The sequence below is a fragment of the Marivibrio sp. genome (genome assembly GCF_040218065.1).
Taxonomy (GTDB): domain Bacteria; phylum Pseudomonadota; class Alphaproteobacteria; order UBA8366; family Aestuariispiraceae; genus Marivibrio.
In genome coordinates, this window is record NZ_JAVJQE010000013.1 from 494,910 (window position 1) to 507,612 (window position 12,703).

Sequence of the window (12,703 nt, forward strand, 5' to 3'; positions counted from 1 at the left end):
CGCTCCGGAAACCAACGCGCCCGATCTGTGACGAGCCCATGAGCCGCCGCCTTCAAGTCGCGTCGACGGACCGCTCGCCGCCACCCGCATCGACGCTCCAATCGGCGCGCGCGCCAGGATCGAGGCGGCCGCGACCGCTCATGACGCCTGGCTAAAACGCCATCCGCTCTATGACGGGGCGTATCGCCGCTCTATGGGAACAGCATGGGGCCGCGGCGGAGGCGGACGCTAGCGGACGCGACGGCTCCGCGCCGATTGCCCGCCCCCAAGGCTTTCCTATATAGGAGGCGCATCATGACCTACGCGCCCGACATAGACCTCGGCTTCGACAAGCCGCGCGCAGAGACCCGCATCGTCGTCGCGATGTCCGGCGGGGTGGATTCCTCCGTCACCGCCGCCCTGTTGCACGAGGCGGGCTACGAGGTGGTCGGCGTCACGCTGCAGCTCTACGACCACGGGTTCGCGCTCGCGAAGCCGGGCGCCTGCTGCGCGGGTCAGGACATCTACGACGCGCGCCGGGTCGCGGAGGAGCGCGGTTTCCCGCACTACGTCCTGGATTACGAAAGCCGCTTCAAGGACCAGGTCATGGCCGACTTCGCCGACGCCTATGCGCGCGGCGAAACGCCGATCCCCTGCGTGCGCTGCAACCAGACGGTGAAATTCACCGACCTGCTTCAGACCGCCCGGGATCTCGACGCCGACGCCCTGGCGACCGGCCACTATATCCGCCGCGGGGCGGGACCCGACGGCCGGCCCGCGCTGTTCCGCGCCGCAGACGACGGCAAGGATCAAAGCTATTTCCTGTTCGCCACCACGGCTGCGCAGCTGGACTTCCTGCGCTTCCCGCTGGGCGACCTCGACAAGGCGGAGACGCGCCGTCAGGCGCAGCGCCTCGGCCTGCCGATCGCCGACAAGCCGGACAGCCAGGACATCTGCTTCGTGCCCGACGGCGACTACGCGAAGATCGTGCGCCGCCTGCGCCCCGACGCCGATCGGCCGGGCGAGATCGTACATCTGGACGGCGCCGTTCTGGGCCGGCATGACGGGGTGGCGAACTACACGATCGGCCAGCGTCGCGGCCTCGGAATCGGCGGGCGATCCACCGACAGCGAGCCGCTCTACGTCGTGCGTCTGGAGCCGGAGGCCGCGCGCGTCGTGGTCGGTCCGCGCAGCGCGCTCGCCACCCCCGACATTCTCCTGACGGACGTCAACTGGCTGGGGGCCGACCGGCTGTCGGACGGGCCGCATCGGGTGACGGTGAAGATCCGCAACACGATGGCGCCGATTCCGGCCAGCGTTGAGGCGACGGCGCTCGGCGACGTGGCGGTGCGCTTCAACGATCCGCAATACGGCGTCTCGCCCGGCCAGGCCTGCGTCTTCTACGCCCCGGACGACGGCGCACGGCTTCTCGGCGGCGGCTGGATCGCCCGCAAGACGGCCGCGAGCGCGGCCTGAGCCCCCGAGCGCGCGTCTTGATCCAGGCGCGCCCGCCGGGCGTATGCTAAACCAGCGGCGCGCGCCGTTTTCTTTGCACGATCGGACCTGCCTGTGACGGACGCGCCCGACCCTTCCCTTTCCCCGCCGCGCGCGCCGACGCGCGTCGGCGCGCCAGAGCCTTGGATGCGCCGCAAGCTCGTGTTGACGGCGTTGGGCGTGGCGCCGCTCGATCTCGGGTTCACCGGGGCCTACATCGCCGTTTCCGGACGGTGGGAGGCCGCGCCGCTCGCCGTCGCGCTCAATCTCGCGATCCTCGTCGTGGTGAACGCGATCGGCATGTCGGTGCTTGTGCGCCCGCTCGGCTGGCTCAGCGACGGGCCCGGCCGACGCCGCGCCAAGGCCCGCGCCCGGCTCGCACGGCTGCCGTTGCTGGCGCCGGCGTGGGCGTTCGCGTTGGGCGCGGTCTATTGCGCCGGCGTGTTCCTTGCGGGCGCCTACACAGGCGGGTTCGGCGCGGAGACCGGGGTCGATCCGACCCGCGCGCTCTTCGCCTATGTGTGGTTCGCCTTCGTCTACGGCTTCTATTTCGCCTTCTACCTCTACTTCGCGATGAGCGACGCGTTGGCCGCCTACCGTCTGCGTCATCCGGAGGAGCCGGCGGCGACGCTCCGCCAACCCTTCGCCTTCAAGCTCGCGCTTGTCGCCTTCGCGCTCGCCCTGATGCCGCCGGCTCTGATCCTGCAGGATCTCACGTGGCTTGCGCCGATTCGGGCCGTCCAGAGCCTGACGCCCACCGATGCGGTGCTGCTCGATCTGATGGCGACGATGTTGGCGGCCGCGCTCTCGCTGTTCTTCGTGGGACGCAGCCTGCTGCGCCCGATCTCACGCCTCGTCGGCGGGTTCGATGCGGTGGCGGCCGGCCGGCTCGACGTCCGGTTGACGCCGGCCTCCGACGACGAACTCGGGGCGTTGGCGTCGCGCTTCAACCGGATGGTGCGCGGCCTCGCCGAACGGCGGCGGGTGGAGACGATGTTCGGGAAGTACGTCGCCCCGGCCGTCGCGCGGTCGATTCTGGCCGACAGCGCCGACGGGCGCATCCGCAGCGAAAGCCGCGAGGCGACCAGTCTCTTCGCCGACATCGAGGGCTTCACCGCGCTTTCCGAGGAGATCCCGGCCGACCAGGCGATCGATATGCTGAACGCCTATTTCGACGCGATCAGCGGGCCGATCACCGCGCGCGGCGGGGCCATCGTCAATCTGACCGGGGACGGGCTGCACGCGGTCTTCAACGCGCCCAACCCGGTCGCCCGCCATGCGGAAGCGGCGGTGCGCGCCGCGCTCGACATTCAGCGCTTGCTGGACGAGGCGCGCTTCGGTCCGCGCGGCGTCCGACTGGCGACGCGGATCGGCGTGCATACCGGCCCCGTCGTCGCCGGGTCCGTCGGATGCGACGACCGGCTGCACTACACCGTCTATGGCGACAGCGTGAATGTCGCCGCGCGGCTGGAGGCGTTGAACAAGGAGTTGGGCACGCACACGCTGATCAGCCAAGCGGTCGCCGACGCGCTCGCCGCCGATCCGCAAGCCGGCGACCTGCTCGACGAAGCGCGTCTCACCCGCTTCCCGGCGGTGCGTCTGCGGGGCCGGCGCGCCGCAGCCGACGTCTATGCGCTGACGGCGAACCCGCGCGCTTGACAGCGGCGCCCGGCCGAAATATCTAACCCGCGCCTTGAAACGGCGAAGCCAAAGCCCCTTGGGGCGGAGTAGCTCAGTTGGTTAGAGCAGTGGAATCATAATCCATGTGTCGGGGGTTCGAATCCCTCCTCCGCTACCATCTCTGAAGACGCTGAGAAGCCCGGTTTTCCGGGCTTTTTTGCTTTTCTGCAGCTGCAACCGCAGTCATTTCTAGACTTCTTTTGTTCTTTTTTATTGACATAAACCCTCATTTCCTTATTGTGATCTCTGCGACACACACCCCCCGTGCGCCCGGCGTCTGACGCCCGGGCGGCGGGGGGTTTTCGTGTCGGCGATGTGCGTTGCGGCCCGCGGACCCGTTCGCCTTTCGATCCCTCGTCGGATCGGGGCGGCGGCTCGGCGGGCCGTTTTGCGTTTCGAGCCCTGCAACCGATGAAAGGAGATCGTCCCATGGGCGGACCCTTCGAAAGCCCCGCTTCCTCTTCTTCCAACGCCTCCGGCGCGGCCCGCGGCGGATCCTATGGCGACGGCACGCGCGGCCCCGACCCTTCCCCATCCCCCGGCCCCTCACCCGGTCATGGCGCGACACGCCCCGGCGCCTACGGCGACGGCACGCGCGGCGGCGGATCGGGCGACGCCGGCGGCGGCGCGTCCGGCGGCGCATCGCGCCCCGCCGCCTGGCGCGATTGGTCCTCCGGCGTCCCCTATCGCCCGTCCGGCGCCAGCAGCGGCGGCGCCGGCGGCGGCGTCCAGACGCCGAGCGCGGGCGCCGTCACCGGCCCCGGCGCCTTCACCGGCGCCGGCCATGACCGTGCAGCCGCCACGCCGGCCGCGCCCTCGCGCCCGACGACGGGCGACGGCCGCAGCGTCAGCCTGGCCAGCGACGGCGGCGCGGGCGGCGCGCGCAAACCCGCGCCCGGCCCCGCCCGCAGCCGCTCCGGCGGCGGCGACGGCAAAGCGACCGGGCCCATCACAGGCCGGGGCGCCGGCGACGTCGCCCGCGCCCGCAAGATCCGCGACGAGGCCGCCGCCGAGCGCCGCGCCAACGACGCCGCCGCGGCCGGCCGCGCGTCCGCCCCCACCGGCCCCCGTCCCGGCGCTGCGCCCCACGCAAGCGCCTCCGCCGCCGCCGCAAAGGCCCCGAGCGCGGCCAAGCCCGCAAGCCCTCAAAAGACGCTCAGCGACGAGGACTGGGCCGAGCTAGAGCGCACCGCACAGGCGATGAAGCGCACGACCGACATCTCGGGCTTCCAGGACATCCTCGACGGCGCGGTCGCCATCGATCCCGACGCCGCCGCCCGCGAGATCGGCGCGATCCGCGAGCTGATCGCCGGCTCGGGCCTGGAAGGCCAGCTCGACGCGCAACTGCATCAGGCCATGATGAAGCGCGTCGGCACGGCCCCGCCGCCCGCCGGCGAGACCGCGACGCTGACGGGCGGCGCCGGCGAGGATGACTTAGTCGAGCGTGTCGTCGCCGAGCGAGGCGACCTCCTCCCCGGCCCTGCCGGCGAGACCTCGACCTTGGGGATCGCGGCGGGCGAGGACGCGCTGTTCCAGAAGCGCCTCGCCGAGCAGGGCGATCTCCTCCCCGGTCCCGCCGGCGAGGCCCTGAGCCGAGGGAGCGAGGCCGCCGAGGACGCGTTCTTCGCGAAGGTCGCCGCCGCCAAAACTCGCCAAACGCCCGCCGCCGCCTCGTTTCAAGGCAAGGAGAGGGACGGTCGGGTCGCCGATCCGGTCGCGCTTAGCCAGGAGGAGGACCGCCTTCGTCATGCTTTGGGTGGGCGGCGATCCGGCGCCCCGGCGACGGAAGCCGAGCCGCCCGCGCCCATCAGGCGGCCGATCGAGCCCGGTGAAGAGCCGCGCGAATACTTCGAAGGCGCGCATGACTGGCTGTTTGGCGATGAGATTTCAGAGCCTCAGTCGGCAGCCGCCTTGGGGTCGAGTATCGATCTCATCCGGTGGGAGAAAGGCTGGGGCGATCCGGCCCCCAATCAGCCGGAGGAAAGCAGTCCAGCTCACGCTGGTCCTCAGACAGGTTCAAATGCATCGGACATGCCTCAAACTTTTGTCGTGCCCACGGAAGAGGAAGCGGTCGCCCGCCTGTTGCGCGGCCAGGGTGTAGATCCAGCGGCCAAGATCACGCCAGAAACGCGACTGAGCGCTGAAGAAGTCGACGCGCTCATGAAGGACGGCGGCTTGTCGAGCTTGGAGAGCGCTGCGGTGTTTCTGGCGCCGGACGGTTACTATCACCGCAAAGTCGAAGGCTATCACGATCGACAGGCGGTTCACGCCCGCGTTCTCGAACTGGGGCGCCGCCATGCGATCCGCTTCAATCGCCCGCTTCATGAGGTGCTTGTGGACGATATGCGCTTCGACTACGGCGTCAGTTGGGAGTGGCCTCCCCGCTGAAGGCCGGGTGACCGAGCGGTTCGAGAAGCGGCCTGCGCTCGCCGGCGCGAAAGGCGTCGGCGAGCGCTTTTCCCTCCCGAAGCGCCGCCTCGACGGCCGCGCTCTCCAACCCGCGCGACAGCGCGGCGCGGCGGCCTTCGATCACCTCGCGATCCGTCTTGCGCCGCCGATCTTCGCCGCTCAACGCCGACGTCGCCGGCCGCCACTGCGCGCGCGGGATCGGCAGGTCGTCGAACATCAGGAGGGTCCAAGCAACGTGATGCGCGGGGTCCTTTCCAAATGCGTCATGAGACGCGTCCTTAAACTCGTAAGCCGCTTCCCAGTAAAAATTGGATAAATAATTTCGCGCGAAGCCGTTCCCCCGATCGGCCGCCTCGACCGCCAACAGCTGCAGCAAGTCAAGCCGCTCGGGCTCCTCGAACAGGCTCATGTGATAGCCGGCGACCCAGGGCGTGCTGTATTCGAGGAGAGACTCCCGCGCGAGCCGGAAGGCTTCGCGATACCGTGGGTCGTCGCGGTCGCCGTCTGCTGCGAGAATCAGCGATCCCACCAAATGGCGGTAGACACGGCCGCGTCCCTCCAATTCGATCGCCCGGCGCAGATGCTCGCGCCCCTCCTCTCGGCGGTCGTAGAAATAGCCGGCCTCGAGGAGCAACCGGCGCCCCAGCATCTCATGCGCGAAAGCCACGTCCTCGGCCGCGGCGGCGCGCAGCATGGCGAAACCCGTCTCGTGCGAGCGCGAGGCGACCGGCGGCTCGAAGAACTGCAGCGCGCCCCAATAGGCCTGCGCGTAAGGCTCGCCCGCCTCGGCCCGGCGGCGCAAGGCGTCCAGGGTCTGTCGAGCGAGCTCCGGCGCCTCTTCAAAAAAATCGTAGTCGAAGGCCGCGAGCGCTTTCTCGGAGGTGAGCGCGCGCCAGATGATCAACGCTTCGGCGCGCGCGTCGCCCGCCGCCGCGGCGGCGCGGAGCAGCGCGTCCGCCTCCGCCGCATGATCATAAGGTAAGGCGTAGCTCCCTCGCAGACCGAGATAGGCGTATAGCGCCTCGACGTCGCCCGCCTCCACCAAGGCGCGGAGAATCGGCGCCGCCTCGTAGACCCGGGCGCGCCTCGCCGCCTGAAAGCCATAGGCTCTGAGCGCCCGCGCCGTCAGCGCGTCCCGCGCCCCGAGCGGCGCCAAGACCTCGATTTGCCGCTCGATCGGCAGCGAGCCGGTGCGCAGGCCATCGGCCGCGTGGGCCCCGCGCGGATCGCCGGCCACGGCGAGGCCGAAAAGAAGAAAAAATGCAAGCACGGCGGGCATGGCGGAAAGCCTACTGGGCGCCTGTTCGGCGCGCAAGCAAGACGCTCCGCGAGGGCGCCTTCAAACCGGAGATCACGGACCTCGACGGCCGGGAGGGCGAGCCGCCGGCCTCGCGCGAGGCGCGCTTGTCCGGCTATCTGCGCGACGACACCCTCTCGAAGGCGGAGCGTGAAGACGTCCGCGCCGCCTATTTCGACGCCTTCGGTCGCGATCTTGAGAACAGCCCCTTCGCGCCGCAGGACGGCGAAGACACGGACCAATGGCTGGAGCGCGTCTCGAAGCGCTTCGACGACCCGGACGCCGCGATGGAGGAACGCGTCGTCATCGCCGCCGCCGTCGTCAGCCGATACGATCCGTCCTTCAACAATCCGCGCGGCGACGCCGGCGACGGATCGGCGCCGTCGGCCACGCCCCAGCCTGATACGCCCCAAATCGGGACGCCCCAGACCGAAACGCCCTTGCCCCCCGGGCTGAAGAAGCTTTTGCCGGACACGTCGGACCCGGCCGCGGTGGCCCGCTTCCTGCGGTCCCAACACGTGTCACCGGGTCAGTCGTTAAGCGGTCTTAAGAAAGTCGAGGATCCCGGTGCGATACTAGAGGCGCTGGCGGATGCGGGCACGCTCGACGTCTTGTCGGCGCAGGGCTTGCTGCTCACGCCGGATGGGACGCTCTACCGAAAAGGCACGTTCTGGCGCAGCGACGTCAAACCGGATCCGACGCGCCTCGCGGGCGAGCGCATGCAAGCGACGCTGGGCACGCTCTACGGCGTGATGATCGGCGGCGGCCATGACGGCAGTTGGGCGCCGAGCAGCCAACCTCCCGTGGAATCGCCGAAGCCCAAGTGAGTTAAGGCGGGCTCCAGACAAACGGCGCCACCGGCGCGATCGGCGGGCATTCCAGCCCGTCGGTCGCGGCCGGGTCGCCGGCCTGGAACCAGGCGTAGAGCGCGTCCGCCGCCGCTTCGACGCGCGCCGGCTCGAAGCCGCCGAACCGCTTCGCGAGCGCCAGCACCTCGTCGATGTCTTTCGGGACATAATACGGGTGGCCGCCGCGAACCCGCAGGCCGCCCGTCGCGATCTTGGTCCACCCGGCCCCCCGCACGAAATTGCAGAAGGTCAAGATCCGACCCGACTTCTCAGAGCCTGGCGGGCGCCAACGCTTGAAACGATTGGTGTAATAGTCAGCCAAAAACCAAGCGGCCGTCTGAAAGCCGTCCCAGGCGCCGCGATGCACCATCTGAAGAAAGTCCCAGGACGTCTCGGCGGTATCGGCCCAGCGATACGACGCCTCAAGCGACCCGTACTCCTCGAAGACCCGCTTGGCGTAGGCGAAGCGTTCATACGGATGGTCGTCGGGCGTCAAGGCGGCCAGTCCTCTAAGCGCCTTACGGCTGCCGCCGAGCGCCATTGATTTGCGGTAGTGTTTCTCAGCGTTCGACCCCTGGAATAGCCGCACGCCAAGACGGCCTAAGCGATAGGCCTCCCCCAACTCCCCCGCCGCCTCCGCGTCGCCGAGCGCGATGGCGCGCTCCAGCAGCTCTTCGCCGAGCGCGAAGGAGCGCCGATACTCAGGCCGCGGATGCAGATGCAGCACGCCGAGCGAGCGCATGCTGGGCGCGTGGCCGGCGTCCACCCCCGGCTGCAGCCGGGCCATGGCGTCGTAGATCGCCTGCTCCCGGCCGTCGATATGGCGGAGGCCGATCATCGTGGAGAGCCTGACGGCTTCGAAATCCCCCGCTTCGATAAAGGGCTCCAGCCATCGTTCGATCCTCGACACGGCGGGCCGCAATGCGTCCCTGCGCGTCGCCGCATCGGCGAGCGCGAAGATCGCCTCCTGATCGCCCGCCTCGGCGAGGGGAAAAAGCGTCGCCTCCATCGTAACGCGATCGCCCACCCGCGCCGCCCAGAGGCCGCGCCGGCGCAAGGCGCGCGCCGTCAGATCGTCGACCGCGCCGGCGTCGGCCAAGACCTCGATCTGCCGCTCGATCGGCAGCGGACCGTAGCGCAGGGGCTCGGCCGCATGAGCCGCGCGCGGCGCGCCGGCGACGACGAGACCGAAGAGAAGAAAAAATGCAATCACGGCGCGCATGGCGCACAGGATAGCGACAGGGCGCGCGCCCGTGCAATGCGGTTCCGCCGCCCGCGATGCAGTCGCCTGCGGCGCTCAAACGCGGCGATCTGAGCGAAACGGAGATGATCGAACATGCGGACGCCGTCTGGGAGAGCCTGCCCGGGACCGAGGCCGAAAAGCGGCTGCACCGCCAACTGGTCACGCGGGAGCAGTTCTACGCCGCCGAACCGGCCCCTCCCGAAGAGGCGCGGATGTGGCTTGCGCGCACGCAAGAGACGGGTCGCCTCTTCGACGAAGACTCCTTCGGCATGCAGCAGTATTTCTTAGGGCCGGACGGCCGCGTCTACCGGCGCGACCCGGCCTTCGAACCGCCCAAACCGCTGCTCGACGCCTACATGATGAGCGTGGAGTTGCGCCACCAGGCCGCGCAGGCGCGAAACCGGCGCGGCGTGAATGAGCGCGATCCGGAGATTATCTTCGATCTCATCATGGAAGCTCACGGCAAATTGCCGCCGGATGCTTCGGGGCGATCGAAGCCCCCACCGCGAGTCGACTGAAGAGAATTCTGTCACGGCTTGGTAAAGCAGGCCGCAAAGCGCTTCTCATCATCCGGTTTCTGGCTCGGGCTTTTGAAGACGCGCGCGTCGGCCTGCTTTCTTGCTTGGTCCACAAGAGCGGCTCTCTCCTGCTTATGGAAATCCGTGATCGTCGCGTCAGCTTGATTGCGAATGAGAGAGACCGCCCACGGTCCAAAACGCTCGGAGATCCTTCGGTCGGCAAGCACCATCAGGGTAAGACCCTGCAGATCGTCGGCTTCCACCTCATTCCCAAGCAAATACAACGCGTCGGCGAACAGGGCCATCGGATCTCCGGCGGCCCTAAGCGTTTTGCCGAAGAGGTCCCGACTTTCGCTGAAATCGGTGGTCGCCTTTCGATAGGTCGCTACAAACTGCCGCATCGCCTCCAAGCTTCCGCGAAGCCCGGCGTGGCGGAGGACGCAGACGCCCCTGTCGATGTCCTTATCAACTCCCCGGCCTTGCACGTAAAGCTCGCCGAGCCACGTCTGCGCGCTGAGGTCTCCCGCGCGCGCCGCCTCTTTGATGAGCGCGGCGCCATGCGCCGGCTCGGCCTGCCCGCCATAGCCGAAGACCAGATAAAAGCCGTACAGACCATCGTAATAAGGATTATTCGTCATGTCAGCCAGTCGGCGGGCAAGATCACGCGCCTGCGCCCAATCCTCGGCCGCGTAGGCTTCGTCTAAGGCGGCTTCAAGGGCCGGCACACTAAGGTCTTGCGCAGCGCTCGGCGCGCTGAGGACGAGAAACGCCGCGACCAGGGCAGCGCTGATCAGACAAGATTTCGACATTTTGCAATTATAGCGGGCGGCTGAGCTGAAGCAATCGGGGCCACGCACTCAGCCGCTCGCGACGAGGCGTCGCCGACCTTGAACGCACCGCCGAGGCCATGACGCGCACGAGCGACATCTCCGGCTTCCAGGACATCCTCGACGGCGCGGTCGCGATCGATCCGGAGGCCGCCGCCCGCGAGATCGGCGCGGCGTCAATGAGCGGGATCCGGAGATTCTCTATGAGCTTGCGACGGAAGCCCTCCGCGGCTTTTCGAAACCGAACAAGCGACGCGACTTTTTCACCCACGAGCCGGAGGAGAAGATCAAAGACTGATTGCTTGACCTGCGACCCGTTTTCTCCTCCATTTTGAGGTAGCGTCCGTCACCTGAGAGGAGACGGGTTTCATGAAGCGCAGTCGGTTCACCGAAGAGCAGATCATCGGGATTTTGAAGGAGCAGGAGGCTGGCTCGAGGACGGCGGATGTGTGCCGTCGGCACGGGATCAGCGACGCCACCTTCTACAAGTGGAAGGCCAAGTATGGCGGCCTGGAGGTCTCGGAGGCGAAGCGCCTGAAGGCGCTTGAAGACGAGAACGCCCGGCTGAAGAAGCTTCTGGCCGAGACCATGCTCGACAACGCCATGTTGAAAGACGTCGCTGCAAAAAAGTGGTGACGCCCGCAGCTCGGCGGCAGGCCGTGGCGCACCTTCGTTCAACGCATGGGGTGAGCGAGCGGCGGGCGTGTCAGGTTCTCGACGCGGATCGATCCTCGGTCCGCTACCGATCGCAGAGACCGGATGACGAGCCCGTCAGGGAGCGCCTGCGGGCGCTCTCGCGGGAACGGCGGCGCTTCGGCTACCGGCGTCTTCATCTGCTGCTCGATCGGGAGAGGATCTCCATGAACCAGAAGAAGCTCCGGCGGCTCTATCGCGAGGAGAAGCTGCAGGTGCGTCGCCGCGGCGGGCGGCGCAGAGAGCCCCGACAAGAACAGCAGCAGGATCGCGGTCAATACAATCATAAAGCGCATAGCCGAGAGCCTACGACGACGGCGGTGTGCGCGCCGACGCCGCATCGCTCGGCGGGACCAAGCATTAACGCCATGCGCGATGTGACGCCCGAGATGCGCAGCGCGCCGAGCCGACTGAGGCCTTACACGCCAAGGGAGGCGCCCCCTTGAGCGACCTTCGCCTTTGAGACGAAAAGCGGCCGAAAGGTCTGCAAAGCGTTTACCAGGACCCCATAATCAGTCTAGGCTTTTAGTCGTGGAGGGGGGCGACGTCGGAGGCGCGGACGAGCGCGCCGTTTAGACGCGCGCGCCTCGTTGGTCTTGGTCGAGGGCGCGGATTCTGACGATGCCGATATGGCGGACGTCTGACGATATCAGGTCGGAGAAAATCCGCGGCTTCGAAGCCTATTGGCGCGAGCGCGCGGCGCCCGACATCGCCGCTCCGCTGCGCCGCGAGATCGATCCCAACGATCTGCGCGCTCTGTTGCCGCACATCGTCATCGTCGATTTCCAGGCTGCGCCGCTCTGCGTACGCTACCGATTGATCGGCACCAAGGTGGTGGACATCTCACGCCTGGACTTCACCGGAAAGACGCTGGAGGAGTGCGAGTTCCAAGCCGCAGATCCCACCGTCTGGCGGCGCGCCTACGAGGAGATCGCGGCGACCGGCGCGCCGGTCTTCGGGCGGGTCGAGATCCCGCTTGACGGGGACCCCGAGCGCGCGGTGGTCGAAGAGTTCGGAATTTTCCCGCTCAGTCACGACGGATCGGCGATCCATCAGTGCATTGCGGTGGAGGACTACGGCGCAGCCGACCCCTTCATCGCGCCGGAGAAGATCCGGCCGATGAAGGTGCGCTGAGCGGCGGACGGCGGAACGCTTAATCGTCGCTCGCCAACCCGTGATTGGCCGATTGCAGATAGTTCTGCTCGCCCATCTTGTCCATCAACCCGATTTGGGTCTCCAGCCAGTCGATATGCTCCTCCTCTGACTTCAAAATGTCGAGGAACAGCGCGCGGCTGACGTAATCGCCGGTCTGCTCGCAATATTGGATGGCGGCGGTGAGGTCGGGATGGGCGATGTGCTCAAGCTTCAGGTCGCATTCGAGAACTTCGCGAACGCTCTCGCCGATCATCAGTTTGCCGAGGTCTTGCAGGTTCGGCAGGCCTTCGAGGAACAAAATTCGCTCGATCAGCCAATCGGCGTGCTTCATCTCGTCGATCGATTCCTCGTACTCCTTCGCGCCCAGTTCGAGGAAGCCCCAGTCCTTGAGCATCCGGGCGTGCAGGAAATACTGGTTGATCGCGGTGAGTTCGTTGTAGAGCACCTTATTGAGATGCTGGATGACGGTCTTGTCGCCCTTCACGCGGCTCTCCTTCATCCGACTGGCGTCGGTCGTCTGACACGGGTCGAGACGACGCGTCGTCGAAGTCGCGCGCCGT

At 67.8% G+C, this 12,703-nt stretch carries 11 protein-coding genes, 1 tRNA gene and 1 pseudogene; 8 read left to right on the forward strand and 5 right to left on the reverse strand.

Annotated features, from left to right (window positions below; all coding sequences use genetic code 11):
• Window positions 1-294: 294 nt before the first annotated feature.
• The 3 genes from mnmA to RIB45_RS14235 all read left to right on the forward strand — a co-directional run bounded on the left by mnmA (window position 295) and on the right by RIB45_RS14235 (window position 3,271).
• Window positions 295-1,455 (forward strand): tRNA 2-thiouridine(34) synthase MnmA, encoded by a 1,161-nt coding sequence (gene mnmA, locus RIB45_RS14225; RefSeq protein ID WP_350051034.1) that lies wholly within the window; start codon window positions 295-297, stop codon window positions 1,453-1,455.
• Between the two features lie 165 nt (window positions 1,456-1,620).
• Entirely contained in the window at window positions 1,621-3,132 is a 1,512-nt protein-coding gene (locus tag RIB45_RS14230) for an adenylate/guanylate cyclase domain-containing protein (RefSeq protein ID WP_350051036.1), read from the forward strand.
• Between the two features lie 62 nt (window positions 3,133-3,194).
• Window positions 3,195-3,271 (forward strand) — tRNA-Met (locus tag RIB45_RS14235).
• A gap of 565 nt (window positions 3,272-3,836) precedes the next feature.
• On the opposite strand, the gene RIB45_RS14240 is transcribed toward RIB45_RS14235, so the two are convergent.
• A complete protein-coding gene (locus tag RIB45_RS14240) occupies window positions 3,837-4,103 on the reverse strand; it encodes a hypothetical protein (protein ID WP_350051037.1) in 267 nt (88 codons plus the stop codon).
• A gap of 250 nt (window positions 4,104-4,353) precedes the next feature.
• Here RIB45_RS14240 and RIB45_RS14245 point away from each other — a divergent pair, with 250 nt between their 5' ends.
• Window positions 4,354-5,541, forward strand: coding sequence for a hypothetical protein (locus tag RIB45_RS14245; protein WP_350051038.1), 1,188 nt, complete (start codon window positions 4,354-4,356; stop codon window positions 5,539-5,541).
• Here the strand turns inward: RIB45_RS14245 and RIB45_RS14250 are convergent.
• On the reverse strand, window positions 5,516-6,841 hold the full coding sequence (locus RIB45_RS14250; RefSeq protein ID WP_350051039.1) for a hypothetical protein: 1,326 nt from the start codon (window positions 6,839-6,841) through the stop codon (window positions 5,516-5,518). The two genes, RIB45_RS14245 and RIB45_RS14250, sit on opposite strands and share 26 nt — an antisense overlap.
• Between RIB45_RS14250 and RIB45_RS14255 the strand changes: the two genes are divergently transcribed.
• Complete coding sequence (locus RIB45_RS14255; protein WP_350051040.1) at window positions 6,823-7,686, forward strand: hypothetical protein; 864 nt, start codon at window positions 6,823-6,825, stop codon at window positions 7,684-7,686. The two genes, RIB45_RS14250 and RIB45_RS14255, sit on opposite strands and share 19 nt — an antisense overlap.
• A 1-nt stretch (window position 7,687) precedes the next feature.
• Here RIB45_RS14255 and RIB45_RS14260 read toward each other — a convergent pair whose 3' ends face one another.
• The gene (locus tag RIB45_RS14260; protein WP_350051041.1) at window positions 7,688-8,929 is read right to left on the reverse strand and encodes an SEL1-like repeat protein; all 1,242 of its coding nucleotides are present in this window, start codon (window positions 8,927-8,929) and stop codon (window positions 7,688-7,690) included.
• 56 nt (window positions 8,930-8,985) lie between these two features.
• Between RIB45_RS14260 and RIB45_RS14265 the strand changes: the two genes are divergently transcribed.
• Window positions 8,986-9,468, forward strand: a complete 483-nt coding sequence (locus RIB45_RS14265; RefSeq protein ID WP_350051042.1) for a hypothetical protein — start codon at window positions 8,986-8,988, stop codon at window positions 9,466-9,468.
• Between the two features lie 11 nt (window positions 9,469-9,479).
• Here RIB45_RS14265 and RIB45_RS14270 read toward each other — a convergent pair whose 3' ends face one another.
• Window positions 9,480-10,277 (reverse strand): tetratricopeptide repeat protein, encoded by a 798-nt coding sequence (locus RIB45_RS14270; protein ID WP_350051043.1) that lies wholly within the window; start codon window positions 10,275-10,277, stop codon window positions 9,480-9,482.
• Between the two features lie 387 nt (window positions 10,278-10,664).
• Here RIB45_RS14270 and RIB45_RS14275 point away from each other — a divergent pair.
• Window positions 10,665-11,230: pseudogene (locus RIB45_RS14275) on the forward strand (transposase); the annotation flags it as partial.
• Window positions 11,231-11,609: 379 nt separating this feature from the next.
• Entirely contained in the window at window positions 11,610-12,122 is a 513-nt protein-coding gene (locus RIB45_RS14280) for a PAS domain-containing protein (RefSeq protein WP_350051044.1), read from the forward strand.
• 19 nt (window positions 12,123-12,141) lie between these two features.
• Here the strand turns inward: RIB45_RS14280 and bfr are convergent, their stop codons facing one another.
• Window positions 12,142-12,627, reverse strand: coding sequence for a bacterioferritin (bfr, locus tag RIB45_RS14285; RefSeq protein ID WP_350051045.1), 486 nt, complete (start codon window positions 12,625-12,627; stop codon window positions 12,142-12,144).
• Window positions 12,628-12,703 lie beyond the last annotated feature (76 nt).

What these genes read in the sequence shown, in the direction of transcription:
- RIB45_RS14250 (WP_350051039.1), bottom strand. Translation starts at nt 6,841, where the DNA reads ATGCCCGCCGTGCTTGCATTTTTTCTTCTTTTCGGCCTCGCCGTGGCC.
- RIB45_RS14265 (WP_350051042.1), top strand. Translation starts at nt 8,986, where the DNA reads ATGCAGTCGCCTGCGGCGCTCAAACGCGGCGATCTGAGCGAAACGGAG.
- RIB45_RS14280 (WP_350051044.1), top strand. Translation starts at nt 11,610, where the DNA reads ATGCCGATATGGCGGACGTCTGACGATATCAGGTCGGAGAAAATCCGC.
- RIB45_RS14240 (WP_350051037.1), bottom strand. Translation starts at nt 4,103, where the DNA reads ATGGGCCCGGTCGCTTTGCCGTCGCCGCCGCCGGAGCGGCTGCGGGCG.
- RIB45_RS14255 (WP_350051040.1), top strand. Translation starts at nt 6,823, where the DNA reads ATGCAAGCACGGCGGGCATGGCGGAAAGCCTACTGGGCGCCTGTTCGG.
- RIB45_RS14245 (WP_350051038.1), top strand. Translation starts at nt 4,354, where the DNA reads ATGAAGCGCACGACCGACATCTCGGGCTTCCAGGACATCCTCGACGGC.
- RIB45_RS14230 (WP_350051036.1), top strand. Translation starts at nt 1,621, where the DNA reads ATGCGCCGCAAGCTCGTGTTGACGGCGTTGGGCGTGGCGCCGCTCGAT.
- mnmA (WP_350051034.1), top strand. Translation starts at nt 295, where the DNA reads ATGACCTACGCGCCCGACATAGACCTCGGCTTCGACAAGCCGCGCGCA.
- RIB45_RS14260 (WP_350051041.1), bottom strand. Translation starts at nt 8,929, where the DNA reads ATGCGCGCCGTGATTGCATTTTTTCTTCTCTTCGGTCTCGTCGTCGCC.
- RIB45_RS14270 (WP_350051043.1), bottom strand. Translation starts at nt 10,277, where the DNA reads ATGTCGAAATCTTGTCTGATCAGCGCTGCCCTGGTCGCGGCGTTTCTC.